Annotated in this window: 25 protein-coding genes; 16 read left to right on the top strand and 9 right to left on the bottom strand. The window is 52.5% G+C overall.

Going from position 1 to position 22,584, the window contains the following annotated elements:
* Positions 1-3 precede the first annotated feature (3 nt).
* Genes ACR02O_RS05285 through hisD form a run of 7 tightly spaced genes read left to right on the top strand, consistent with a single transcriptional unit; the run spans position 4 to position 5,647 of the window.
* Entirely contained in the window at positions 4-822 is an 819-nt protein-coding gene (locus ACR02O_RS05285) for an ABC transporter ATP-binding protein (protein WP_033157734.1), read from the top strand.
* Between the two features lie 17 nt (positions 823-839).
* Positions 840-1,622, top strand: coding sequence for a lipid asymmetry maintenance ABC transporter permease subunit MlaE (gene mlaE / locus ACR02O_RS05280; protein WP_033157733.1), 783 nt, complete (start codon positions 840-842; stop codon positions 1,620-1,622).
* Position 1,623: 1 nt separating this feature from the next.
* Positions 1,624-2,088, top strand: a complete 465-nt coding sequence (mlaD, locus tag ACR02O_RS05275) for an outer membrane lipid asymmetry maintenance protein MlaD (RefSeq protein ID WP_033157732.1) — start codon at positions 1,624-1,626, stop codon at positions 2,086-2,088.
* Entirely contained in the window at positions 2,088-2,399 is a 312-nt protein-coding gene (locus ACR02O_RS05270; RefSeq protein WP_033157731.1) for an STAS domain-containing protein, read from the top strand. Before mlaD ends, ACR02O_RS05270 begins: the two co-directional genes overlap by 1 nt.
* 33 nt (positions 2,400-2,432) lie before the next feature.
* The gene (murA, locus tag ACR02O_RS05265) at positions 2,433-3,698 is read left to right on the top strand and encodes a UDP-N-acetylglucosamine 1-carboxyvinyltransferase (RefSeq protein ID WP_033157730.1); all 1,266 of its coding nucleotides are present in this window, start codon (positions 2,433-2,435) and stop codon (positions 3,696-3,698) included.
* A gap of 15 nt (positions 3,699-3,713) precedes the next feature.
* The gene (hisG, locus tag ACR02O_RS05260; RefSeq protein WP_033157729.1) at positions 3,714-4,343 is read left to right on the top strand and encodes an ATP phosphoribosyltransferase; all 630 of its coding nucleotides are present in this window, start codon (positions 3,714-3,716) and stop codon (positions 4,341-4,343) included.
* Positions 4,344-4,345: 2 nt separating this feature from the next.
* A complete protein-coding gene (hisD, locus tag ACR02O_RS05255) occupies positions 4,346-5,647 on the top strand; it encodes a histidinol dehydrogenase (RefSeq protein WP_033157728.1) in 1,302 nt (433 codons plus the stop codon).
* 50 nt (positions 5,648-5,697) lie between these two features.
* Here the strand turns inward: hisD and ACR02O_RS05250 are convergent, their stop codons facing one another.
* Entirely contained in the window at positions 5,698-5,994 is a 297-nt protein-coding gene (locus ACR02O_RS05250; protein WP_033157727.1) for a BrnA antitoxin family protein, read from the bottom strand.
* On the bottom strand, positions 5,969-6,247 hold the full coding sequence (locus tag ACR02O_RS05245; protein ID WP_033157726.1) for a BrnT family toxin: 279 nt from the start codon (positions 6,245-6,247) through the stop codon (positions 5,969-5,971). The genes ACR02O_RS05250 and ACR02O_RS05245 overlap by 26 nt, the downstream gene beginning before the upstream one ends.
* Positions 6,248-6,389: 142 nt before the next feature.
* On the opposite strand from ACR02O_RS05245, the gene ACR02O_RS05240 reads away from it, so the two are divergent.
* Positions 6,390-6,725, top strand: coding sequence for a hypothetical protein (locus ACR02O_RS05240; protein WP_129871445.1), 336 nt, complete (start codon positions 6,390-6,392; stop codon positions 6,723-6,725).
* Positions 6,726-6,848: 123 nt separating this feature from the next.
* The gene (locus ACR02O_RS05235) at positions 6,849-7,172 is read left to right on the top strand and encodes a helix-turn-helix domain-containing protein (RefSeq protein ID WP_033157724.1); all 324 of its coding nucleotides are present in this window, start codon (positions 6,849-6,851) and stop codon (positions 7,170-7,172) included.
* Positions 7,173-7,489: 317 nt separating this feature from the next.
* Here the strand turns inward: ACR02O_RS05235 and ACR02O_RS05230 are convergent, their stop codons facing one another.
* The 4 genes from ACR02O_RS05230 to ACR02O_RS05215 all read right to left on the bottom strand — a co-directional run bounded on the left by ACR02O_RS05230 (position 7,490) and on the right by ACR02O_RS05215 (position 10,777).
* Positions 7,490-7,858 carry a hypothetical protein gene (locus tag ACR02O_RS05230; protein WP_033157723.1) on the bottom strand — a complete coding sequence of 123 codons (369 nt, stop codon included), beginning with the start codon at positions 7,856-7,858 and terminating at the stop codon, positions 7,490-7,492.
* Positions 7,858-8,334, bottom strand: coding sequence for a hypothetical protein (locus ACR02O_RS05225; protein ID WP_084153352.1), 477 nt, complete (start codon positions 8,332-8,334; stop codon positions 7,858-7,860). Before ACR02O_RS05225 ends, ACR02O_RS05230 begins: the two co-directional genes overlap by 1 nt.
* Before the next feature lie 457 nt (positions 8,335-8,791).
* Positions 8,792-9,460 carry a laminin B domain-containing protein gene (locus ACR02O_RS05220; protein ID WP_033157722.1) on the bottom strand — a complete coding sequence of 223 codons (669 nt, stop codon included), beginning with the start codon at positions 9,458-9,460 and terminating at the stop codon, positions 8,792-8,794.
* A 435-nt stretch (positions 9,461-9,895) separates the two neighbouring features.
* Positions 9,896-10,777: a LysR substrate-binding domain-containing protein gene (locus ACR02O_RS05215; protein WP_033157721.1), complete on the bottom strand. Its 882-nt coding sequence runs from the start codon at positions 10,775-10,777 to the stop codon at positions 9,896-9,898.
* 348 nt (positions 10,778-11,125) lie between these two features.
* Here ACR02O_RS05215 and ACR02O_RS05210 point away from each other — a divergent pair, with 348 nt between their 5' ends.
* A complete protein-coding gene (locus ACR02O_RS05210) occupies positions 11,126-11,902 on the top strand; it encodes an ATP-binding protein (RefSeq protein WP_033157720.1) in 777 nt (258 codons plus the stop codon).
* A gap of 118 nt (positions 11,903-12,020) precedes the next feature.
* Here the strand turns inward: ACR02O_RS05210 and ACR02O_RS05205 are convergent, their stop codons facing one another.
* Together ACR02O_RS05205 and ACR02O_RS05200 are read right to left on the bottom strand one after the other, a co-directional pair.
* On the bottom strand, positions 12,021-12,560 hold the full coding sequence (locus ACR02O_RS05205; RefSeq protein WP_033157719.1) for a response regulator: 540 nt from the start codon (positions 12,558-12,560) through the stop codon (positions 12,021-12,023).
* Positions 12,561-12,654: 94 nt separating this feature from the next.
* The gene (locus ACR02O_RS05200; RefSeq protein WP_033157718.1) at positions 12,655-13,944 is read right to left on the bottom strand and encodes an ATP-binding protein; all 1,290 of its coding nucleotides are present in this window, start codon (positions 13,942-13,944) and stop codon (positions 12,655-12,657) included.
* A 394-nt stretch (positions 13,945-14,338) separates the two neighbouring features.
* Here ACR02O_RS05200 and ACR02O_RS05195 point away from each other — a divergent pair, with 394 nt between their 5' ends.
* The 6 genes from ACR02O_RS05195 to ACR02O_RS05170 are packed head-to-tail and all read left to right on the top strand — an operon-like array spanning position 14,339 to position 22,052.
* Positions 14,339-15,976, top strand: coding sequence for an ASKHA domain-containing protein (locus ACR02O_RS05195; protein ID WP_101054491.1), 1,638 nt, complete (start codon positions 14,339-14,341; stop codon positions 15,974-15,976).
* A complete protein-coding gene (locus tag ACR02O_RS05190) occupies positions 15,976-16,641 on the top strand; it encodes a cobalamin B12-binding domain-containing protein (RefSeq protein ID WP_033157716.1) in 666 nt (221 codons plus the stop codon). The genes ACR02O_RS05195 and ACR02O_RS05190 overlap by 1 nt, the downstream gene beginning before the upstream one ends.
* Positions 16,638-17,666, top strand: a complete 1,029-nt coding sequence (locus tag ACR02O_RS05185) for a uroporphyrinogen decarboxylase family protein (protein WP_033157715.1) — start codon at positions 16,638-16,640, stop codon at positions 17,664-17,666. Before ACR02O_RS05190 ends, ACR02O_RS05185 begins: the two co-directional genes overlap by 4 nt.
* On the top strand, positions 17,663-18,283 hold the full coding sequence (locus tag ACR02O_RS05180) for a DUF1638 domain-containing protein (protein ID WP_033157714.1): 621 nt from the start codon (positions 17,663-17,665) through the stop codon (positions 18,281-18,283). The genes ACR02O_RS05185 and ACR02O_RS05180 overlap by 4 nt, the downstream gene beginning before the upstream one ends.
* On the top strand, positions 18,280-19,929 hold the full coding sequence (locus ACR02O_RS05175; protein WP_494522931.1) for a sensor histidine kinase: 1,650 nt from the start codon (positions 18,280-18,282) through the stop codon (positions 19,927-19,929). Before ACR02O_RS05180 ends, ACR02O_RS05175 begins: the two co-directional genes overlap by 4 nt.
* Positions 19,926-22,052 carry an EAL domain-containing response regulator gene (locus tag ACR02O_RS05170; RefSeq protein WP_494522930.1) on the top strand — a complete coding sequence of 709 codons (2,127 nt, stop codon included), beginning with the start codon at positions 19,926-19,928 and terminating at the stop codon, positions 22,050-22,052. The genes ACR02O_RS05175 and ACR02O_RS05170 overlap by 4 nt, the downstream gene beginning before the upstream one ends.
* On the opposite strand, the gene ACR02O_RS05165 is transcribed toward ACR02O_RS05170, so the two are convergent.
* Positions 22,053-22,565, bottom strand: a complete 513-nt coding sequence (locus ACR02O_RS05165) for an aspartate carbamoyltransferase (protein WP_171697401.1) — start codon at positions 22,563-22,565, stop codon at positions 22,053-22,055.
* Positions 22,566-22,584 lie beyond the last annotated feature (19 nt).

The raw sequence follows: 22,584 nt of genomic DNA, 5'->3' as shown, positions 1-22,584 counted from the left end.
TAAATGGCCAATAGCGCAAGTCCTGAAGACAATATCGTTTCGATTAGCAACTTGAGCTTTTCCAGAGGCCCCAGGAAAATTTTCGACGCTGTCAGCCTGGAGATTCAGCGCGGCAAAGTCACGGCCATCATGGGCCCCAGCGGCACCGGCAAAACCACGCTTTTGAAATTGATCGGCGGCCAGTTGGCCCCGGATCGCGGCCAAATCCACGTGGACGGGCAAAATGTTCACCGCCTGAAACCTCGGGAACTCTACGAATTGCGCAAACGCATGGGCATGTTGTTTCAAAGCGGCGCGCTGCTCACGGATATGAGCGTCTATGACAATGTGGCGTTTCCGATGCGCGAACATACCCACTTGCCGGAATCGATGATTCGCACCTTGGTATTGATGAAACTGCACGCCGTCGGTTTGCGCGGTGCCCGCCATTTGATGCCCAACGAGTTGTCCGGCGGCATGGCTCGACGGGTAGCTTTAGCACGTGCCATCGCCCTCGATCCGCTAATGATCATGTACGACGAACCGTTTACCGGCCAAGACCCCATTTCCAAGGGCGCGCTGGTACACTTGATCAAGGCGCTGAACACCACTCTAGGCCTGACCAGCATCATCGTTTCGCACGACGTACAAGAAACTGCCGCCATCGCCGATTACATCTATGTCTTGTCGGGAGGCAAAATCATCGGCCAAGGCACCCCGCAAGAATTACAACAATCCGATTCGGAGTGGGTGCAACAGTTTATGCACGGTGATGCCGACGGCCCTGTACACTTTCACTATTCGGCGCCTGATTACCTAGACGATCTGCTGGCGAGCAAATAACCACCTTGTATTCAACCATGTTTCAATTTCTGCAAAATCTGGGAAAAGCCACGCGCAGCAGCTTTGCCAAGCTCGGCCGCGCTTCGTTTTTTCTGAGCCACACGCTGACCGGCATCAGCGACGTGCTGCCACGCCCCAACCTACTGATCAAGCAGGTCTATTCGGTAGGCGTTTTGTCGTTTCTAATCATCACCATCTCCGGCCTGTTCGTCGGCATGGTTTTAGGTTTACAAGGTTTTAATATTCTGTCCGACTTCGGCGCAGAGGAATCGCTGGGCGTGATGGTGGCCGCCTCCTTGGTACGCGAATTAGGCCCTGTAGTGTCGGCACTATTGTTTGCCGGCCGGGCAGGCTCGGCATTGACCGCCGAAATCGGCTTGATGAAGGCCACCGAACAATTGTCAGGCATGGAAATGATGGCCGTTGACCCGATCAAACGCATCATTTCGCCACGTTTTTTGGCAGGCTTTCTGTCCATGCCCTTGCTTGCCGCCTTGTTTAGCGCCATTGGCATCATGGGCGGCCACCTGGTCGGCGTGGGCATGCTCGGCGTTGATGACGGCGCGTTTTGGGCGCAGATGCAGGCTAGTATCGATTTTCAAGAAGATATTGTTAATGGCGTAATCAAGAGCGTGGTGTTCGGCTTCGTAGTGTCCTGGATTGCCTTGTTCGAAGGCTACGATGCGATCCCCACTTCAGAAGGCGTCAGCCGCGCCACCACCCGCACCGTGGTCAATTCGGCCTTCTCGGTACTGGCACTCGATTTCATTTTAACCGCACTCATGTTTGGAGACATTTAACATGCAGCATTCCAAAACCCAGGATACTCTGGTCGGTTTTTTTGTCGCCAGCGGCATCGCCGCCTTGTTTTACATGGCGTTGCAAGTCAGCAATCTAGGCAGCTACAGCAGCGACGACAGCTACACGGTCATCGCCCATTTTCAAAACAGCGGCGGCCTAAAAGTCAAATCCCCGGTGTCGGTCGCCGGCGTGCGCATCGGCCGGGTATCTGCTATCCGACTGGACAAGGACAGCCACGAATCGGTCGTGGAAATGCGCATCGAATCGCAATACAACAATCTACCCAGCGATTCCGGCGTGAGCATTTATACCGCCGGTCTGCTGGGCGAACAGTACGTCAGCCTGGACCCCGGCTCGTCGGACGAATATTTAAAGGATAAAAGTACCATCGACATCACCAGTTCCGCCATCGTGCTGGAAGAAATGATAGGCAAATTCATGTTGAACAAAGCGGAAGGCAAATAATGTCCAAGCTGACATTAACCGAACAGTCGCCCGGCCACTTTACCGTGGAAGGCAGCCTGACTTTTGCCAGCATCGACAAACAAACCTTGCAATCCTTCAAGTTTCTGAAAGGCATGGACAGCATGTGCATCGATCTAGCTAAAGTCCAGACCACCGATAGCGCAGGCCTGGCCTTGATGATCGAATGGATCAGGCTCAGCCGGATGGGCCGGGTCAAGCTGTCCTTCAAGAACATTCCGGCTCAGCTGCTGGCATTGGCCAAACTCAGCGGCTTGGACGAAACCGAATATTTTGCAACCCACACGCATTAAGCTGCATTCCAATTTACAAACCAATAAAAATCCATGGATAAATTACTGATTACCGGCGGCCAACCGCTACACGGCGAACTGAGAATCTCCGGTGCCAAAAACGCCGCCCTGCCAATTCTGGCCGCTACTTTATTGTCCGATGTGCCGGTCAGCGTCGGCAACATTCCGCATTTGCACGACATTACTACTACCATGGAATTGTTGGGACAAATGGGTGTGGGCCTGACCGTCGACGAAAAAATGAACATCGAAGTCGATACCAGCACCATTCACAAATACGAAGCGCCTTATGAACTGGTGAAAACCATGCGCGCCTCGATTCTGGTATTGGGACCCTTGTTGGCGCGTTTCGGCAAAGCCTATGTCTCGTTGCCCGGCGGTTGCGCCATCGGCACACGGCCTGTAGATATTCACATCGACTCGCTGCTGAAAATGGGCGCCGACATTACCGTCGAAGCCGGCTATATACACGCCAAGGTTAAGCGCTTGCAAGGCTGCCATCTGGTGCTGGATAAAGTCACCGTGACCGGCACCGAAAACATTCTAATGGCCGCCACACTGGCCGAAGGCGTGACCATCATCGAAAACGCCGCGAAAGAACCGGAAGTCACCGACCTGGCGCATTTTCTAAATAAAATGGGCGCCAAAATCACCGGCGTCGGCACCGATATTCTCACCGTGGAAGGCGTGGAAAGACTGGGCGTCGAAGGCTTGCATTACGACATCCTGCCCGACCGTATCGAAACCGGCACGTATCTGGTGGCCGGCGCGATCAGCCGCGGCCATGTAAAACTGAAAAACACCGACCCCAACACGCTGGATGCGGTATTGGTTAAATTAAAAGAAGCTGGCGCCGACATCACCTGCGGCGAGAATTGGATTGAATTGAATATGCACGGCAAACGCCCTAAAGCCGTCACCGTGCGCACCGCCCCCTATCCGGCGTTCCCGACCGACATGCAGGCACAATTTACCGCGCTGAATTCCGTCGCCGAAGGCGTAGGCCTGATTACCGAAACCGTATTCGAAAACCGTTTCATGCACGTGCAAGAACTGCAACGGATGGGCGCGCAAATCAAGCTGGAATCCAACACCGCCATCTGCACCGGAAGCGGTCAACTAAAAGCCGCCCCGGTTATGGCTACCGACCTGCGGGCATCCGCCAGCTTGGTGCTGGCCGGTCTAGTTGCCGAAGGCGAAACTTTGGTAGATCGGATTTACCATATCGACCGTGGCTACGATCATATCGAAGAAAAATTGTCACAACTGGGCGCTACCATTCGCCGCGTTCCTAACTAAATCACTCGCAAAACCATGTTGACCATTGCCGTATCCAAAGGCCGTATTTACGAAGAAGCCCTGCCGTTTCTGGAACAAGCCGGCATCACGCCGATTGACGATCCGGACAAGAGCCGGAAACTGATTCTGCAAACCACCCGCCCCGACGTGCAGTTGGTGATCATCCGCGCTACAGACGTGCCGACCTTTGTGGAGTACGGTGCGGCGGACTTGGGCATCGCCGGCAAGGACGTGCTGATGGAACACGGTGCGGAGAGTCTTTACGAGCCGCTGGATTTAGGCATCGCCGGTTGCCGCTTGATGACCGCCGGCCCGGTTAATGCCCCGGAAGTGAAAGGCCGCTTGCGGGTCGCCACCAAATACGTCAAAACCGCACAGCGTTATTACGCCAACTTAGGCATTCAAGCCGAAATCATCAAGCTCTACGGTTCGATGGAGTTAGCGCCGCTTGTCGGATTGGCCGATTGCATCGTCGATTTGGTCGATACCGGCAACACCCTAAAAGCCAACGGCCTGGAGCCACGGGAACTAATCGCCAACATCACCTCTCGACTAGTGGTGAATAAAGCGGCGATGAAAATGAAACATCAAGCCATTCAAGCACTCATCGATCAGTTCGAAACCACGTTGGCCCAGAGGGTGTAATCATGACTGCGATCAAGATGCTGCGCCTAGATAGCGCGGCAATCGACTTTGACAAACAACTGCAAGCCCGTTTGGCCTGGGATGCCAGCGATGATTTAGAGATACACAAACGGGTATTGGACATCATCGCCGACGTAAAAAAGCGCGGCGACAAAGCCTTGCTGGAATACACCAACCGCTTCGACGGCACCGCGTTTAAAGCCGCCTCCGAACTGGAACTGGACCGAGCTGCATTACAACAGGCCTGGGATACTTTACCCAGCACCCAAGCCATCGCCCTACAAACCGCCGCCGACCGAGTTCGCGCCTACGCCGAGCATCAAAAGCTGCAATCCTGGCAGTACACCGAACTCGACGGCACCGTGTTGGGCCAAAAAGTCACCGCACTGGATAAAGCCGGCCTCTACGTACCGGGCGGCAAAGCCGCTTATCCGTCTTCGGTCTTGATGAACGCGATTCCGGCGAAAGTCGCCGGCGTCGGCGAACTAATCATGGTAGTACCGACACCGCGCGGCGAAACCAATGCACTGGTATTGGCTGCGGCGCAGGTCGCTGGCGTCGATAGGGTATTTACCATCGGCGGCGCCCAAGCGGTCGCAGCTTTGGCTTACGGCACAGAGTCGATCCCGGCGGTGGATAAAATCGTCGGCCCCGGCAACATTTACGTCGCCACCGCAAAGAAACTGGTATTCGGCCAAGTTGGCATCGACATGATCGCCGGTCCTTCCGAAATATTGATCATCTGCGACGGCGAGACCAACCCGGACTGGATCGCGATGGATATGTTCTCGCAAGCCGAACACGACGAAAACGCCCAGGCCATTTTAATCAGCGATGATGCCGCGTTTCTGCAGCAAGTGGAAGCCAGCATCAACAAATTACTGCCGGACATGGAGCGCGCCGACATCATCCGCGCCTCCTTGACCGGCCGCGGCGCGTTTATTAAAGTCGCTAACTTATCCGAAGCCGCAAAGGTAGCCAATCGCATCGCCCCGGAACATTTGGAGTTGTCCGTGGCGGAGCCGGAAGCCTTGTGCGAGCAAATCCATAACGCCGGCGCCATCTTCATGGGTCGCTTCACCGCCGAAGCGCTAGGCGATTATTGTGCCGGACCGAACCATGTGCTGCCGACTTCCAGCACCGCCCGCTACTCATCGCCTTTAGGGGTTTACGATTTCCAAAAGCGCAGCAGTTTGATCAATTGCTCAGCGGTTGGCGCGCAGAACTTGGGCAAGATTGCGTCAGTGTTGGCGCGGGGCGAGAGTCTTACTGCGCATGCTCGGTCGGCGGAATTTAGGATTTAATCAACAAACTCGCGGAGGCCGGATAAGCGAAAGTATTTCCGGCCTGCAAATTATGCTGGCGAATGATCCTTCAGCCATTCTTTCAAGGCATCGTTCATCCTAGTCTGCCAGCCTTTGCCGGTAGCACGAAACGCCTCCAGCACCTCTGCATCCAACCTAATCCCGGTAAATACTTTCGGTGAATCCTTACGTGGCCGGCCACCTTTAGGCCTAAGCATTTCAACCGCCTGCTCCGTCCCAAATAACTCGGCAAACACCTCGCCGGCGGGGCGCATTTGTTTAAAATCGGTTTCGGTCAATTCGCGGACTTCGCCGTCAGCATCAGTCAACGGTAATGGTTTTGCCATATTTACGGGCCTCTCTTAAATTTGCTTTTCGGAAACTAATCACGCGGACTCCACCGCTGATTGGCGTAAAGCACAGAATATGCAACCGATCATTCAGGAAACCCGCCGCAACAAAACGTCGCTCCGGATAATCCTGACGAACATCTTCTGTCGCAATGGCGCTAGACCAGTCAAAATCTGCCACTCGCTCGAAGCTCAAGCCACGTTCGATGATGTTTCTGGCGTTTTTTACAGGATCGAACTCGATGATCATGAGGCATTAATGTATAAACAAAAACTGGTTAGAGCAAGTTTTTGTTTATACGAAAAGTGATTTTGTGTCGCTAACGCGACGATTTTTGTATGTCGGGTCTCGGCCCGACAGCCGAGATACTTTCTTTTGCTTGGCAAACCACATGGATGTGGCGAATGCCGAAAATGCAGGAGCAATTTTCGGCCAAAAGAAAGTATCCAAAGAAAAAGCCACCCGACATTCCGCCTTTATCCTGCGCTTTTACGAAAACCATCCATGGTTTTCGCCCTGCGGGCCAGCCTATCGGCTGTTCAAATTTGCTCCAGGCAAATTTGTCGTTTTTGCCGAGGGTTTTCGGAAGGGGCTTCCCAGCCCCTCCGAAAACGAGCGACATCCTTGCCGCTCCCCTACGGGCTATTCTCGCCAAAAGCTGCAATGCTCGGGGCGGAATAACGGGAACAAAACCGTCCCTTACCTCAAAAGAAAACCAATACTATAGAATGTACCCACGCGAGGAGGCACATCAATCGCGAACGGCTATTCGTCTTGGTTTACACCTCGTGCCAAAATGCCATTCGGATTGTCTCGGCCCGCAAAGCCAATCAACGAGAGATCAAATTCTATGAAAATAGTACGCATGACAATTGAACCGGATTCAGAAGTTGGCCGCGTCGATCCGGCTCGTATCGATACCACCACGGATGCCGATATAGCCCAACAAATTGCCCAGGACGAAACCAATGCGATGCTGGATTCCGCCCGCTTCGCCCGTCGAGTCCGTAACCGCCTGGGTTTGAGCCAAGCCGAATTCTCCAAACGGATTGACGTATCGCTTGAGACGATTCGTAACTGGGAACAAGGCAAACGCTCACCCACCGGAGCGGCCAAGGCGTTGCTGAAAGTATTGGACAGGGCGCCGGAAGCGGCTTTGGCGGCGCTAGACTAATTTTTTGTGTCGTTTTCGCGATGGATTTTTATATGCCGACGCGAACCGATAGCCGCGATACTTTATTTTGCTAGGCTAAAAGTTACGATGCTCGGGGCGGGATAACGGGAACAAAACCGTCCCACAATTCCAATACTATAGAATGTACCCACGCAATGAGGCTCATCAATCGCGAACGATGCGCTTCACGTTGTTCAGCACATCCTACGGCCCTGTAGGCTGGGTTGAATGAACATCAAGACAATGTTTCCAGCTATAAACACCAGTATCTGCATGCTTTATCCGACGCGAAACCTTTCAAAATTCCTGATTTATAATCAACATATATCAAAATCGCCAATTATTTCATCAAGGACTTTATCAATACCAAATGCTTTTTCTTGAATTATTGTATATAGGTCTCTGAAAGTTTCTTCAGCTTCTTGAGATCCAATCGACAAACTAGAATATCTCATAACACTTACATCAGAAAAATCATAAGAAGCTAAGGCGGCCAAATAATCTGGTGACTCATTATTTGGAAAATACAATAAAACAATAGCACCACCATCCTTATAAATACCCCATGTATATTTTTTTCCATATAAAAAATAAAAAAATTCTTTATTTTCATTGCTTGGAATAACTGTGCTAATTTTTTCTGCATTTGCAATCATTGCATTCGCGGCTATTACTATTTTAGACATTATTTTTCACCCATAATTTCGCCAAAACTATCAACAGTAAGATTTTTTAATCTTTCACGAAACTCACTAACCAATGATCTCTTTATTGGCTCAGTAATTTTTCTTTTTCCAGAAACCGCTTTTTCGGCCTTAATTATAAACTCTGAAAAGTGGCTTTTTAGCTTAGGATGACCGTTGATCTGCCCTATAATTTCATGAAAAATATTCACAATTTCTTTAACACCTTCTTCATCGTTGGCGTTCAATCTATTTAGGCTTTCTAATTTTTCACGTAGCTCATTTAGCGTTGTTTGAAACGCATAATTTAATACTAACCGAAGTGCGATAGCGATCTCTTTTCCTTTGTATCGAAATAGGTAAATTGCAATCCCAGAAGCAATTATCGTTAATAGATCAGATGAAAAACTAACAAAATCTACTATTAGTCCAATAGCCTTTTTGGTGAAATTTACTACGGTATTCCAGTCAATTTCCATGCTTAACCCGGCAGATTCACGTCATTATTGAAGCTCAAAGGCAGCGTAAGGTGCAATCCATTAGGGTATCAAAGGAGTGCCGCATGTTGGCCTTTAATCATTCGGCGCATTACAATATCACTAATACCCTATGTTTCGAGCTTTGCAAATATTAAACGATTTCGGATTTCGCAGCGGGGTTTTCTCCCGTATGCCGCGCCGAGCGCCGGAGCTTTTGGTGGGAATAGCCCGAAGGGGTGCGGCAGGGATGCCGCACGTTGGCGAAGGGGCAGGAAGCCCCTTTCGCCAACCCCCGCCAAAAGCTTCGGAGCGCAGGGAACAAGCGGCATCCGGGCCGCCTTTTCTTTGGGTACTTTCTTTTGGCGGAGCAAAAGAAAGTATCTCGGCCGTCGGTCCGAGAACCGACATACAAAAAACCCGTCGCGCCAGCGACACAACAACATAACGAGTCAGCGCGTTACGATCGACGAATACGCGACCAAAACCCCGCAAACCCCACGCCAAATAACCAAAACGCCCCCGGCAACGGCACCGTTTGCAAAACCACATTATCCAGCCCTGCAGTTTCAAAAATGCCGTTGGTATATTCCCCATGAATATAAAGCCCGCTCAAGTCGGACAACACATTATGAAAATCACTTTGGCTGGCGAACACCCCGTCTGTGGTGTCCAGTCGCCATTCCGACGAGGGCGCGAAGTTCAGGACGATATGGGTCCAGCCACTGTTCGGCACAATATTCGGGTCACGCTTCCAGAGCAAGCGTTGGCCATTTCCTACCAACATGACGTCGGTGGTTTGCCAATTGACATCGCCATCGCGATACGTCAAATCGTAGGATAATCCGGTAGCACTGGTCTGCGCCCCCAGGAACGCAGCGGGAGCGGAGAAGGTAAAATCGCCACCGTCCGGATCATTGGCGGCGAGATAATTGCCGCGATTGCCACCACCTGACACGTAACTGGGTTGGTATTGACCAATGATCGAATAATTGTTCTGGCTGAAATCGGCAAAACTGACGATTTGCCAGTTCTCGCTGTCGACATCGAACGAACTGGACACGCTGGCGAGAATCGGCTGCGAAGTCAACAGGGCGATAGCAACAGGTAATAACTGTTTATTGTTCATGGTCGGTACTCCTAAGGTAAAAGCCCGGCATTGAGATCGGGCAACGTGCTTGCTTGGCCATAAGGCTCAAGGCATTGGTGGCAATAGTCGCAATTTTTGTCGCGCCTCTTATCTCCGTCTTCAAATAGTCCAAATATCAGGCTGTTATCAGGCGTAATAAGGGTTAAGGACTTTGCAAATATTAGACGATTTGTAACTTCACGTCGGGGATTACGCCAGTATGCCGCAGTAAGTACCTATCTCAGCTATTAAACGGACATACGAGACAAGGGCCGCCTTTTTTTCGGCTAAATACAAATTAACTTCTAGCGAATACCCGCAGCCGACAGGCTGCCATACAGAGCAAAAGACCATCAAAGGTTTTCGTGGAAAATGTCATTTGGCCGTCGGTTCACGAACTGCCATTAAAATAGTCGCCACGCCAGCGGTGTATACCTAAATGTCCTTAGCCGCATCCCGCACCAATCCGCTCAAGCGCCGAATCAGCTCCCCTCTGGCACTGGTTTTGCGCCAAACCATGCCTATGGTCCGGCTCGGCGCCGGCTCAGCGAATGGCAGATAACGTAGCCCCGGTTCGTCTCGCACTGCGATACGTGGCATGAAGGTGATGCCGGTACCGGCGCGAACCATTTGCCGCAAGGTTTCCAGACTGGTGGCGCGAAGATCCTGTTCTTCGTCGGCGCCGATTGTTTGGCAGATTTGCAAGGCATGCCCACGCAGGCAATGGCCTTCGTCAAGCAATAGTAAATGTTCGCCGTTTAGATCGTCTGGCTCGACTTGCGGCTTGGCCGCCAACGGATGACCGTCCGCCACCGCCAGTAAAAACTCATCGTCGAACAAGGCCTGGCTTTCCAGAAAATCCTCGTAAATCGGCAAGGCTAGCAAGGCGCAATCCATCTGTCCGCTGTGGAGTTGCTGTAACAATTGCTCGGTTTTTTCCTCGACCAGAATCAGGCGGATGCGTGGTAAATCCTGCTTGATTAAGGGTACCAATGGCGGAAACAAATAGGTCGCCAAGGTCGGAAACGCGCCAAAGCGCAGGTTACCGGCCAGCGGGTCCTGGGCTGTAGCGGCCAGTTCCTTGATATTGTCTTGCTCCTTCAAGATGCGCCTTGCCGACGCCACGATCTGCTCGCCCAACTCGGTAGGCAGCACTTTTTTATTGGTGCGCTCGAAAATCTGGATACCCAATTCGTCTTCCAACTTTTTTATCTGGGTACTCAAGGTCGGCTGGCTGATGCAGCAACGGTCTGCCGCCTGCACAAAGCTGCGCAAGTCGGCAACGGCGATTAAATAATGTAAATCCCGCAGATTCATAGCCACCCCGTAAATAGCCAATAGCTATCGTTTAAATGATAACAATCGATTATAAGTCGATCATCGCGCAGAAACGCGCCTCGGCAGCCAAAGCCGCGACTTAAAATAAAGTCTAAGCAGTCTTTGGTTACCCGCACAAGCGGCATATACTGGCTACAGTGGGCAGCCACATTTCCACAATAGCTATAACTTTCCCACAAAATCTGTGGATAACTCTGTTGGCAACCCGTTAAAAGCCACGCTAAGTTGTTGCTGTGCTTAGAGTGGCGTTAAATTGTCTAAAATTTATACAATATTCATTTCTTTACACAAACCGGCACTTCGACCGGCCCCAGCCAAGGATCACAGATGATAGATTGGAACCACACCTATGCGGCAATTTGGCGCCAGCGCCAGGCGTTTCTGCGTCCCGTTCGGCAAATCGATCCGATCCGGCTGGATCAACTGCTGGGCATAGAGCCGCAAAAGCAGCAAATGATAGACAACACGCTGCGCTTTCTGGCGGGACTGCCGGCGAATAATGCCTTGTTGTGGGGCGCGCGCGGCACTGGCAAGTCCTCGCTGGTGAAAGCCTTGTTGAACGAATATTTGCACGAAGGTTTACGAGTCATCGAAGTCGATAAGCAAGATTTGCTGTATCTGCCGGAAATCGTCGACGACATCCGAGAACACAATCAGCGTTTCATTATTTATTGCGACGATCTGTCTTTCGAGAACGGCGATGCCCTATACAAGCCGCTAAAGAGCGTGTTGGAAGGCTCTATTGAATTACCACCGGAGAATGTGTTGTTTTACGCCACGTCCAATCGCCGCCATCTGCTGCCGGAACATATGCGCGACAATCTGGACACCCTGCTGGTTGACAACGAGGTGCATTATTCCGACACCATAGAGGAAAAAATCTCGCTGTCCGACCGCTTCGGTTTGCGGCTGGCGTTTTACCCGCAACATACCCAGACTTACTTGGACATTGTCGACAGTTATTTCGTCGATTATCCCGGCAACCGTGAGGCTTTGCACAAGGCCGCGTTGGACTTTGCCCATCAGAATGCCGCCAAAAACGGCAGAACCGCGAAGCAATTTTTCAATGCCTTTAGTAATGACGAGCATACCGAACAGCTGTAACTCCGTTCTAAACAAAGCGGCTCTCGGACTGGCGGGAGCCCGCTTAATACTTTGGCCCCCGATTTCGCAGGATTAACGGTATCGCGGAAATAATTACCAATAGAGCCGGCAATACTGTCTATTTAAAATCTTCGTCATCGAGAATAATCGAGCCGTCCTGCGCCCAATTCACTTGGGTGATACCCGGCTCCTCGGCTTCCAGCGCTTTAATAATCGCTTCTTTTTCATTCAGGAGTATTTGCTGCGCCCGCACCTGATCGGCCAAGGCCCGGTTTTCCAACAACATCCGTTTGTGCGCCAGACCGTTCTCGACCACATTGACAATTTCCAGATTGCTCCAGGGCTTGTTGATAAAGCGAAACACTTCCGCCTCATTGATGGCGTGCTGGGCGCCTTCCAGATCGGCAAAGCCGGTCAACACAATGCGCACAGCATCCGGCTGCATGCGCTTGAATAAAATCAAAAAATCGATACCGTTAATACCCGGCATTCGGTAATCGGAAATCACCAAATCAAAGCTATGTTCCTCAGCTAACAACAGCGCTTCCTCGCCGCTGGTTGCGGTAACGGGTTCGTACTGTTTCAGCAACCGCGTCAGCGCTTTCAGCACGTTCGGCTCGTCGTCGACGATGAGTATTTTAATATCTGCCTGGTTCATGATTTTGCACTAACAGTGGTCTATTGATGACATAGTCTGGCAGGTAAAGCCCTGTCTGCAAGTTTAGTATTCAAAAACCGCCAGACGCACCGGACTATTCGGTAGACGCCGATTCCGGCGGCCGAATCGGCAGCCAGACTCGAAACCGGCTACCCTGCCCAAGCTGGCTGCTTACTTCGATTTTACCGCCATGTTTACGGACGATATTCTGCGAAACCGACAACCCTAGCCCGGTGCCCTTGCCGACCGGCTTGGTGGTGAAGAACGGCTCAAACAAACGCGGCAGGTTCTCCGGGGCAATACCTTTGCCGTTATCGCGGATTTCCACCCAGACATTCGGCTCCGTGCAACCGGTACTAATATGAATATCGCCTTTGGTATCAATTGCGTGCGCGGCGTTAATCAGTAAATTCATAAACACCTGATTCAATTGCGAAGGCAGGCAATAAATCTCCGGTATCTCGCCGTATTGCTTGTGCACGGTGCAATGGTACTTCAGCTCGTTGTTGATAATATTCAGCGTGGAATCCAACCCTTTATGCAAATCGGCCAATTCCCAATCGTTTTTATCGGCATGCGCAAAATCCTTCAAATCCTGAATAATGTCACGCACCCGCGATAAACCTTCCATGGACTCAGCAATCAATTCCGGAATATCGCCGCGCAAATAGTCAAGCTGCTTGGTTTGTTTCAGCGTGCGCAAATTTTGCAGCGCCTCCTCAGAAAAGTTTTTTTCGGCTAAAGCGGCGTTGTAAGCATCCATCACGCAAAAAACGTCGCACAAATAGCCGTTCAGCGTATTCAAATTAGAATTGACGAAACCAATGGGATTATTGATTTCGTGGGCAATGCCGGCAGCCAGTTGCCCTATCGCCGCCAATTTTTCCGATTGCAATAGTTGCAAATGTACAGACTGATTCTCCTGATGCCGGCGTTGCACTTCGGCTTCCAGATAGGTATTTTGGTTTTTTAGCCAATCACGGGCATGCTTCAGTTCCAGCTGGGTTTTGATTCTGGCCAATAGAATCGACAAATGACACGGCTTGTAAAGATAATCCACCGCACCCAGTGACAAACCTCGCTCTTCCTCCAAATCAGAGGTCAAGGCGGTCACGAATATCACGGGAATATCGCCGGTTTTGGGATCGGCTTTTAACTGGCCGATGACTTCATACCCATCCATATCGGGCATCATCACATCCAACAAAATCAAATCCGGCTTTGGCGCACCACCCGCCAATTGCAACGCACGCTGCCCGTTGGTCGCTACCAAAATCTGGTAATACGGGGCGAGAAACTGCCCGAAAACCGACAGGTTGATAGACTCGTCATCGACTAACAAAATGGTGGCTTGGCGCTCTGTCGATTGTTTATCGGATTCCATCTAAATTCCGTTGGCTTGGGTGAACCATGATCTGGATTGACTGCAAGCGTCTCAGGCAAGCCGATTCCGGTCACGAACCCGCTTTTTGGCGCATCGGCAAAGTTTACCCGATTGTTGATGACATTCCAGCATGAACAGTGTGCCGATAGCCTAAAGTGCCTTTTGGCACTGCTTATAACCGCATATCACGGAGTTTATGCCGTAAAAGCCAATCTGATAAAGACAAATCGCTTACGCCACAAGATTGGATCAGCGAAACCACCAATACACACTAAAATAAAAGGGGAAAACCACTGGCTGTTTTGCCCATGCCGAATAGATCAAACCCCATCATGCCAGGCCTCAACGAAAGCGAAAGCGCAATTGCTACTACTCCTACAGGTTTCCATCGCCTATGACCATCATCCCTCCCGATACCGGACTGCCGGCACACCCAGCTGGCGATATGCTGGCAACGGTCGGCAGTAACGATCAGACGTTACGCATACTGCTCAAATCCGATCTGTCGGTACGCCAAGTCCTCGACACCACCGATTTGCGCGTACGCGCTGCCTGCGGCGGTTTGGGCACCTGTGGCGCGTGTCTGATTCAAACCGTCGACGGCGAATTTAACCCACCGACGCTGGCGGAACGGCAAAAGCTGCTTCCTGAAGATTTGGCTGGCGGCATACGTTTAGCCTGCCAGTTGCGGGCACGCAGCGACTGCACGCTTTATCTGGACAATCCGGCGCCGCATTCCGCCTGGAAAAGTCTGGACCCCACCCCGCTTTATCAAGCCCACGCTAATCCTACCGTTTCCGAGTATGTCTACGGGGTGGCGGTAGACCTGGGGACAACACACATCCGCCTATCGTTGTGGAATCGGCAATCCGGCCGACGCATCGGCACCCGTTACAGCATCAATCCACAAGTCGCGCATGGCGCGGACATTCTGACCCGGCTGGATGCCGAGCGTCTGGACGATCAAGATTGCCGACGCATAGGCCGGGAAGCGCGCGCGGCCATCATCGACGGCATACGCGACATTCTCAGCCGCGATATGGGCGAAATAACGCCGATACTGGCGGAACTGGGCAAAGTATTAATAGTGGGCAATACCGCGATGTTGACGCTGATTTGCGGCAATAGCGGCGACAGCCTCTACCAGCCCGAGAACTGGCAAAGCCCTATCGCCTGTCTGCCCGCCGATGTCGATGCCTGGCGGCAGACATGGCGCACGCCGCATGCCGACATCGACATCGCCCAACCGCTGGCTGGTTTTATTGGTTCGGATTTACTGGCCGACCTGCTCGCTACCGGCATTACTGAACAATCGCAACCGATGCTGTTGGCCGACTTCGGCACTAATACCGAAATCGCCGTGTGGGACGGCAGCAACCTGTGGGTCAGTTCCGTGCCGGGCGGCCCCGCTTTCGAAGGCGTAGGTATGCGCAACGGTTTAACCGCAGAAGCCGGCGCGATTTGCAAAGTGTCGGCAAGCGGCTTACGGACGATAGGAGATGTCCAGGCGCGCGGCTACTGCGCCAGCGGCTTCATTGATGCCATTGCCTTGCTACTGGACCAAAAGCATCTGAAACCGTCCGGACGCTTCGCCGAACCGCTGTCCGAACAAGGCTTTTTATTGCAAACCAACATGCCCAAAAGTGCCATTTTTGCGAGCGACATCGATATTTTCCAGCGTGCCAAGGCATCGACAGCCGCTGCCATGTCACAATTGATGTCGTACGCAGGCTTGGCAATAAGCGATTTGAATCGTCTGTGGATTTGCGGAAGTTTTGGTCAACATTTGGACCTAAACAGCGGGTTTCGGGTTGGCTTACTGCCTCCTATACCCCCCGAACGGGTCAGCCTGCTGACCAATGCCAGTCTGGCCGGCTGCGAACAACTGCTGTTGAATCCGGCCGGGCCAAGTCTGTTAAACAATATTGTGCAACGGGCGCGCGTGGTCAATCTTGGCGGGGTTTTCGAATATGAAAACCGCTTTATCGACAATTTACGCTTGCAGCCCATGTCCATCGAGGAATTCGAATAATGCTCGACGCTTATATTCAATCCTATAACCAGGCGGTATTCGAAACCGATAAGCCGGCCGCCCTGGAGGTCGTCAATCACGCCTTAAACGACGGATTCAGCCCCGAGGATATCGTCTTCAAATTAGTCATCCCGGCCATCGAGTTGATGATGACCTTAATCGAAAAAGATCCGGACGCCAATCTGGCCCAGCATTTCATGACCGCGCAAATTGCGGCCGACGTCACCGAAAAAATGCTGGAGAAGTTCAGTAAACCCCCGGAAATGATAGGACGGGTCGTCATCGGCGCAGCTTACGGTGACCTGCATTCCCTGGGCAAACGGATCGTCAGCGGCTGCTTGAAATCACTGATGGTGGATGTGGTCGATCTGGGCACCAACGTCACAGCCGAAAAATTCGTCGATACCGCGGTATCCGAGAGCGCCCAAGTCATCGCGGTATCCGCAATGATGGTCCACACCGCCACCAGCGCAAAAGGCAGTCTGGGCGTGCGCAGTTTGTTACAGGAGCGTGGCCTGGAACAGCAAATCAAACTGGCGGTAGGCGGCGCTCCCTACCGTTTCGATCCTGAGTTGTACACCAAGGTCGGCGCGGATGCCTGGGCGCCGGATGGCGTCACCGCGGCCAAAGTCATTGTCGATCTGATTCGCGAGGTCAAGCCATGACACCTTTGGAAATCCTCACCGCAGCGATGACCGGCAGCCCCGCGCCGCGCGTTCCGGTTTTTTGCAATCTGCCCGATCACGGCGCACGGGAATTGGGCATGCCTGCCAAGCAATACTTCAGCAAGGGCGAATATGTGGCCGACGGCCAATTACGCCTGTTGCGGCGCTACGGCTACGACAACATCTGGAGCCTGCATTATGTCGGCAAAGAAGCGGAATTGCTGGGTTGCCGGGAAATCCTGTTTGCCGACGACGGTGCGCCGAATGTCGCTGACTTCGTCATCAAAAATCTGGACGACATTGCCAAACTCGAAATTCCCACCGACATTACACTTCACCCAGCCTGGCAATCGGTTTCCGACTGTCTAAAGATTTTGCAAAGTGAAGTCGGCACTACACATCCGACTTGCGCCTACGTCACGGCCTCGACCACGTTACCGGCCATCTTGATGGGTATGGATAAATGGATGGAGTTATTCCTGCTGGGTCCTTTTGATGTCCGCGACGAACTGCTGCGCAAATGCTCGGATTTCTGCCAGCAGGAATTCGCCGCCTTACGGGCCTTGGGCGCCAATGTATTGATTTACTCCACGCCATTTGGCTCGCCCTACTTCGTCAGCCGCAAGCAAATTGAGCAAACAGTACTGCCCTGGATGCGCCGCGACTTGCTGCCGGGCGGTAGTGAAGGCCTAGTTTATTACTGCGGCATGGCGGCTTTTAACGATGTGATCGATTTGGTTTTCGATGAACTTCACATCAAAATTCACCACATCAGCCCACTCGCCGACTTAGCCGAAGCCAAACGCCTGATCGGTAATCGCGGCCTGACCTGCGGGGTCATCGACGATATAAAAATGATTCACTGGAGCGTCGAGCAAACCCGCGCCGAAGTGCAGCGTATTGTCGAAATCGGCAAAACCGGCGGCCATTTTTTGTTCGGTAACGGCGTCATGCCAATGGCCGTGCCCGAGGCCAACATTCGGACCATGGTCGATGCAGCATTCGAATACGGGAGACTGCCATGAAAACCTTCGCGATACATCCGGAAAATCAAACTCCGCTGACCATGGTGGGCTGCGGCATTTTGCGTAAGGAAGTGGACGGACTAATCGCGAAAAATCACTGGAACGTGCATACCCATTATCTGGATTCAGCCTTGCACAATTACCTGAATCGTTTGTCGACCGAGCTGAATCAGGCGCTGGAAGAACGCGAGAAACTCGGTGAAAAAACCGTGGTGTTTTACGGCGGCTGCCACCCGTTGATGGAAAAATATCTGGAGGGCCACCACACTTGCCGCACCCACGGCCAAAACTGTATCGTCATGCTGCTCGGCTACGAGTTATTCATGCAGGAACTGGAAAAAGGCGCGTATTTTTTACTGGAAGACTGGGCCTTGACCTGGGAACCCATGATCACCGCCTGCTTCGGCGCAAACATGACGGTGATCAGGGAGATATTTCACAGTAGTCATAAATATATTCTGGCGCTGCGTACCCCGTGTAACGGCGATTTCAGCGCCGCCGCCGAAACCGCTGCGCGCTTCGTGGATTTGCCGCTGGCATGGATGGATGTCAGCCTGAAGCATTTGGAAACCGTTTTGGCGGATGCCATTCAACGCCGGCTTGCTGCGGAACAATGACCCAAGCGCCCTCCCATCAAGAGCTGCAGGACCAAATCAAGCAATTGGAAACCCGCGTCCGCAAACTTTCGGAAGAAAAAGCCAATCTGTATCTGATCCTGCACATGCTGGAGTTGTTAAACCCCATCGCCGGCGTCGAAGGATTGTTAGAGAGCTTAATGACTGCTTTGTGCGGCAGTTTGGGCGGCAGTAATGTCGAAATTTATTATCTGGACGCGGGGGCAATCCATTACGCCAATTTAGCCGGCGAACGCCAAATTATTGATCATATCGACGATCCCTTAATCAACGAAGTTTTTCAGCAGCGCCGCTTTGTCGAACAAGCCACGGATTCTGAGCACACGCTACTGCGCGGCATGACGCCGGCTATTGCCTGCACCTGGGTCATGCCCTTGCAGGTGGGCAAAGAATTAATCGGTGCCATCAAAATGACCGATATGTTGGGCTCCGCGCAAATGCGCGATTATCTATCGCCGTTTTTCTCGCACATGGCGCTGATATTGAGCAATGAAATCAAAACCCGCATCGCGGAAAGCGCGAACCACGCCAAAAGTAATTTCCTGGCCACCATGTCGCACGAAATCCGCACCCCGTTGAACGGTATCTTGGGAATGGCGCAACTGCTGAGTCTACCTGACTGCGACCCAAGCAAGCATCAAGAATGCGCCCGCACTATCCTCGCATCCGGACAGACTCTATTAACCCTGTTAAACGATGTGTTGGATTTGTCCAAAATCGAAGCCAATAGGCTGGAGCTGGTTTACTCTGCCGCGCAGCCTCAGCAAATCATCACCGAAGTCCAGTCGCTGTTCGGGGAAAGCGCACATCAGAAAAACCTGCAAATCGAAACCGTCTGGCTCGGCCCCAACGAGCAATGCTATCTACTGGATCAAATCAGAGTCAGGCAAATGCTGTCAAATCTGGTCAGCAATGCCATCAAATTTACCCATCATGGCGTAATCCAAATCCAGGTAACCGAGTTGCGGCGGCAAGACTCGCAAGCACAACTGGAATTTTCCGTGTCCGATCAAGGCATCGGCATTGCCGCCGACCAACAGAGCCTGCTTTTCAAACCCTTTACCCAAATCGACGCCAGTTCGACGCGGCGTTACGCAGGCACCGGCTTGGGCTTATCCATCGTCCAACGCTTTGCCGGGCTGATGCAGGGCGAAGCCGGCGTGGAGAGTAGTCCGGGCAGGGGCGCCCGGTTCTGGTTCAGAATTCGCTGCGACCTGGTTGACTGTCAACTGCATAACCACAATTCCGCACAACAGCGCTTACCCGTCCCTTGCGCGGAGCTGCATTCCGCAGTAGTCAATGCCGAACATTATCAAGATACGCCAGCCCATCCGGAGCAACCCGTCATGGCGGTAACCGACCCAATAAATGCAGAAGACATCGCCTTGCTCCACCACAACCAAGAATTACGGCCGCTAATGGAGGAACTCGATAACTTATTGGCCAAAAACATGTTCCATGCCATTAATCACGTTAAAGCATTGCAAAATTTACTGCGCGCTAGTGCGCTAGAACCACGGTTTTCCGAAATAGCTCAGTCGGTTAACGAAATGAAATTCGACCAGGCACGCCAGCAGTTGCGGCAGCTTTATTCAGCCTTGGGTTGGAATGGAGTAGAAACCGAATGAACAGCAAACAATTGAAAATTCTCGCCATCGACGACACCCCCGCCAACCTGGCCTTGTTGGGTTTGGCATTGCAGGACGATTACCAAATTCAAATCGCCACCTCCGGCGCTAAAGGCTTGGAACTGGCGCTGGATGAGCCGCCTGATCTGATTCTGCTCGACATCATGATGCCGGATATGGACGGCTACGAAACCTGTCGGCGGATCAAGGCCAGTCCGCTGTTAAAAGACATTCCGATTGTGTTCGTGACCGCTTTGAACGAAATTCAAGCCGAGGCCTTGGGCTTTTCTCTGGGCGCCGCGGACTATTTGACCAAACCCATCAGCATCGAAATCGCCCGCTTGCGGATTCGCAATCTGTTGCAACGCGAACAATTTCGTCAAGAACTGCAACGCCGCGAGGCTGGGCAACGCCTGGCGGCCAGTGTATTTGCCCACACTCACGACAGCGTCGTCATTACCGACAGCGAGAACCGCATTATTGATGTCAACGCGGCTTTTAGTCGAATTACCGGCTACGCGCGCGAGGAAGTGCTGGGTAAAAATCCCAGTATTCTCAAATCCGGCCGGCAATCCGCGGAATTTTACAAAGCCATATGGCAAGCACTGAACGCACACGATCATTGGAGTGGCGAACTCTGGAACCGCAATAAAAAAGGCGAGGTTTTTGCTGCGCTGACCTCGATTTCGGTAGTGCGGGACGACGACGGCAAAATTCATCATTACATCGGTTTGTCGGCCGACATTACCCCGCTGAAGAACCATGAATACGATCTGGAACGCATCGCCCATTTCGATCCACTGACCGGCATTCCCAACCGCGTGTTGCTGGCAGATCGTCTCGCCCAAGCGCTGGCCCACACGCACCGCGCCGGCAACCATATGGCGGTATGCTATCTGGATCTCGACGGTTTTAAGCCGGTCAACGACCAATTCGGCCACGAAGCGGGCGATCAGTTACTGATAGAAATTTCCCTACGCATCCGCGACTGCCTCAGAGCCGGCGATACCGTCGCCCGCATCGGCGGCGACGAATTTGTGCTGCTCTTGCTGGACTTTAACGACACCCGCGAATGCGAGGCGGTATTGGAGCGCATGCTCTGCAAAGTCGCGGAACCGTTGAGCATAGATGATAATCAGGTCTGCGTATCGGCCAGCGTGGGCCTTACCCTATACCCTGATGACCTGGCAAGCGCGGACACGCTGCTGCGGCATGCCGACCAAGCCATGTATGTCGCCAAACAGCGCGGCAAAAATCGCTACCACCTGTTTGATCAGGAACTGGACAGAATAGCGCTGGTCCGCGGCGAGACCTTAATGCAAATCGAATCCGCGCTGCTCAATAACCAGTTCGAATTGTATTTCCAACCCAAGGTCAATATGCGCCTGGGTAAAGTGCTGGGTGCGGAGGCATTGATTCGCTGGCGGCATCCCGAGCGCGGCTTATTGTCGCCTGCGGCGTTTTTACCCGACATAGAAGGCACCGAACTGGTCATCGCCCTGGGCAATTGGGTATTGGCCCGCGCCCTGGACCACCTGCAAACGTGGCAAGACATGGGCTTGAACATTGCCATCAGCATCAATATCGCCCCGCGCCACTTACTGCACCAGGATTTCGTCGACACCTTGAAAACCGGCTTTGCTGCGCATCCGCAACTGCGCCCCCACTGCCTGGAACTGGAGATATTGGAAACAGCCGCACTGGAAGACATTGGCCGCGTCACCGCCGTGATGAAGGAATGCCAAAAACTGGGCGTCGGCTTTGCATTGGACGATTTCGGTACTGGCTATTCGTCGCTAACTTACCTGAAAGCCTTACCTGCCGACACCTTAAAAATCGACCAATCCTTTATTCGCGACATTCTCGGCGACCCGGAAGATCTGGCCATCGTCGCCGGCATCATCAATCTCACCGCCGCCTTTCATCGGCAAGTAATAGCCGAAGGCGTCGAAACCGATGAACATGGCTTGCTATTGCTAAAACTGGGCTGCGATAACGCCCAGGGCTACGGCATTGCGCGGCCGATGCCTGCTGCAGATTTGCCCGCCTGGATCAGCCACTGGCATCCTAATCGAGAGTGGTTGGAAAAATCACATCCCCAAGCCGGAGCCGCCGAAAAGTAACTATGGCTGATGACCACCATGATGCATAGCATGTCCGCCGGGCACCGCATGGCGGGCGTGGTCGCTGAGTTGGGCATCGAAGTAGCTGTGCACTGCCTCAATCAGCTGCTTATCTTCACTCCGATACTCGATCTCGGCACCGTTCGGCAATTCCCGATAAGCAAAACTGACTTTCCCGGCTGCCGACGCCAAGGCGTTTAGCCCCGGCATGTCATCCCCATGAATGCGCCGCGGCCCTGAAAAATCGCCAGCCGCAAAATGTGTAGCCAGTTGCGACAGATGACTGCGCACTAAGCCAATTTGTTGGCTGTCAGCAGCATCCTTGGCGATCACTTGTTGAATACCACCAGTATCAGTCTTATTGAAAATATGCAGGGTTTTTTCCAGCGCAAACGGCATGACATGGCTGCCGCGCTCTTGCACTGCGTCTAAGCGCGATGGATCGACAGGTGGAATAGCCTGGACAATAGGAGCCGTTAGCACCAACGCCGCAATCAGTAATGATTTGTTCATTTTAATCTTCCTTTATCTG

The organism is Methylomonas sp. PHL2-19 (genome assembly GCF_059331595.1).
Note: the sequence above shows the minus strand (reverse complement) of the source record. Positions and strands in the feature narration are given on the sequence as shown.

Coding starts and splice junctions, on each gene's coding strand:
- ACR02O_RS05285 (WP_033157734.1), top strand. CDS start 4: ATGGCCAATAGCGCAAGTCCTGAAGACAATATCGTTTCGATTAGCAAC.
- mlaE (WP_033157733.1), top strand. CDS start 840: ATGTTTCAATTTCTGCAAAATCTGGGAAAAGCCACGCGCAGCAGCTTT.
- mlaD (WP_033157732.1), top strand. CDS start 1,624: ATGCAGCATTCCAAAACCCAGGATACTCTGGTCGGTTTTTTTGTCGCC.
- ACR02O_RS05270 (WP_033157731.1), top strand. CDS start 2,088: ATGTCCAAGCTGACATTAACCGAACAGTCGCCCGGCCACTTTACCGTG.
- murA (WP_033157730.1), top strand. CDS start 2,433: ATGGATAAATTACTGATTACCGGCGGCCAACCGCTACACGGCGAACTG.
- hisG (WP_033157729.1), top strand. CDS start 3,714: ATGTTGACCATTGCCGTATCCAAAGGCCGTATTTACGAAGAAGCCCTG.
- hisD (WP_033157728.1), top strand. CDS start 4,346: ATGACTGCGATCAAGATGCTGCGCCTAGATAGCGCGGCAATCGACTTT.
- ACR02O_RS05250 (WP_033157727.1), bottom strand. CDS start 5,994: ATGGCAAAACCATTACCGTTGACTGATGCTGACGGCGAAGTCCGCGAA.
- ACR02O_RS05245 (WP_033157726.1), bottom strand. CDS start 6,247: ATGATCATCGAGTTCGATCCTGTAAAAAACGCCAGAAACATCATCGAA.
- ACR02O_RS05240 (WP_129871445.1), top strand. CDS start 6,390: ATGGATGTGGCGAATGCCGAAAATGCAGGAGCAATTTTCGGCCAAAAG.
- ACR02O_RS05235 (WP_033157724.1), top strand. CDS start 6,849: ATGAAAATAGTACGCATGACAATTGAACCGGATTCAGAAGTTGGCCGC.
- ACR02O_RS05230 (WP_033157723.1), bottom strand. CDS start 7,858: ATGTCTAAAATAGTAATAGCCGCGAATGCAATGATTGCAAATGCAGAA.
- ACR02O_RS05225 (WP_084153352.1), bottom strand. CDS start 8,334: ATGGAAATTGACTGGAATACCGTAGTAAATTTCACCAAAAAGGCTATT.
- ACR02O_RS05220 (WP_033157722.1), bottom strand. CDS start 9,460: ATGAACAATAAACAGTTATTACCTGTTGCTATCGCCCTGTTGACTTCG.
- ACR02O_RS05215 (WP_033157721.1), bottom strand. CDS start 10,777: ATGAATCTGCGGGATTTACATTATTTAATCGCCGTTGCCGACTTGCGC.
- ACR02O_RS05210 (WP_033157720.1), top strand. CDS start 11,126: ATGATAGATTGGAACCACACCTATGCGGCAATTTGGCGCCAGCGCCAG.
- ACR02O_RS05205 (WP_033157719.1), bottom strand. CDS start 12,560: ATGAACCAGGCAGATATTAAAATACTCATCGTCGACGACGAGCCGAAC.
- ACR02O_RS05200 (WP_033157718.1), bottom strand. CDS start 13,944: ATGGAATCCGATAAACAATCGACAGAGCGCCAAGCCACCATTTTGTTA.
- ACR02O_RS05195 (WP_101054491.1), top strand. CDS start 14,339: ATGACCATCATCCCTCCCGATACCGGACTGCCGGCACACCCAGCTGGC.
- ACR02O_RS05190 (WP_033157716.1), top strand. CDS start 15,976: ATGCTCGACGCTTATATTCAATCCTATAACCAGGCGGTATTCGAAACC.
- ACR02O_RS05185 (WP_033157715.1), top strand. CDS start 16,638: ATGACACCTTTGGAAATCCTCACCGCAGCGATGACCGGCAGCCCCGCG.
- ACR02O_RS05180 (WP_033157714.1), top strand. CDS start 17,663: ATGAAAACCTTCGCGATACATCCGGAAAATCAAACTCCGCTGACCATG.
- ACR02O_RS05175 (WP_494522931.1), top strand. CDS start 18,280: ATGACCCAAGCGCCCTCCCATCAAGAGCTGCAGGACCAAATCAAGCAA.
- ACR02O_RS05170 (WP_494522930.1), top strand. CDS start 19,926: ATGAACAGCAAACAATTGAAAATTCTCGCCATCGACGACACCCCCGCC.
- ACR02O_RS05165 (WP_171697401.1), bottom strand. CDS start 22,565: ATGAACAAATCATTACTGATTGCGGCGTTGGTGCTAACGGCTCCTATT.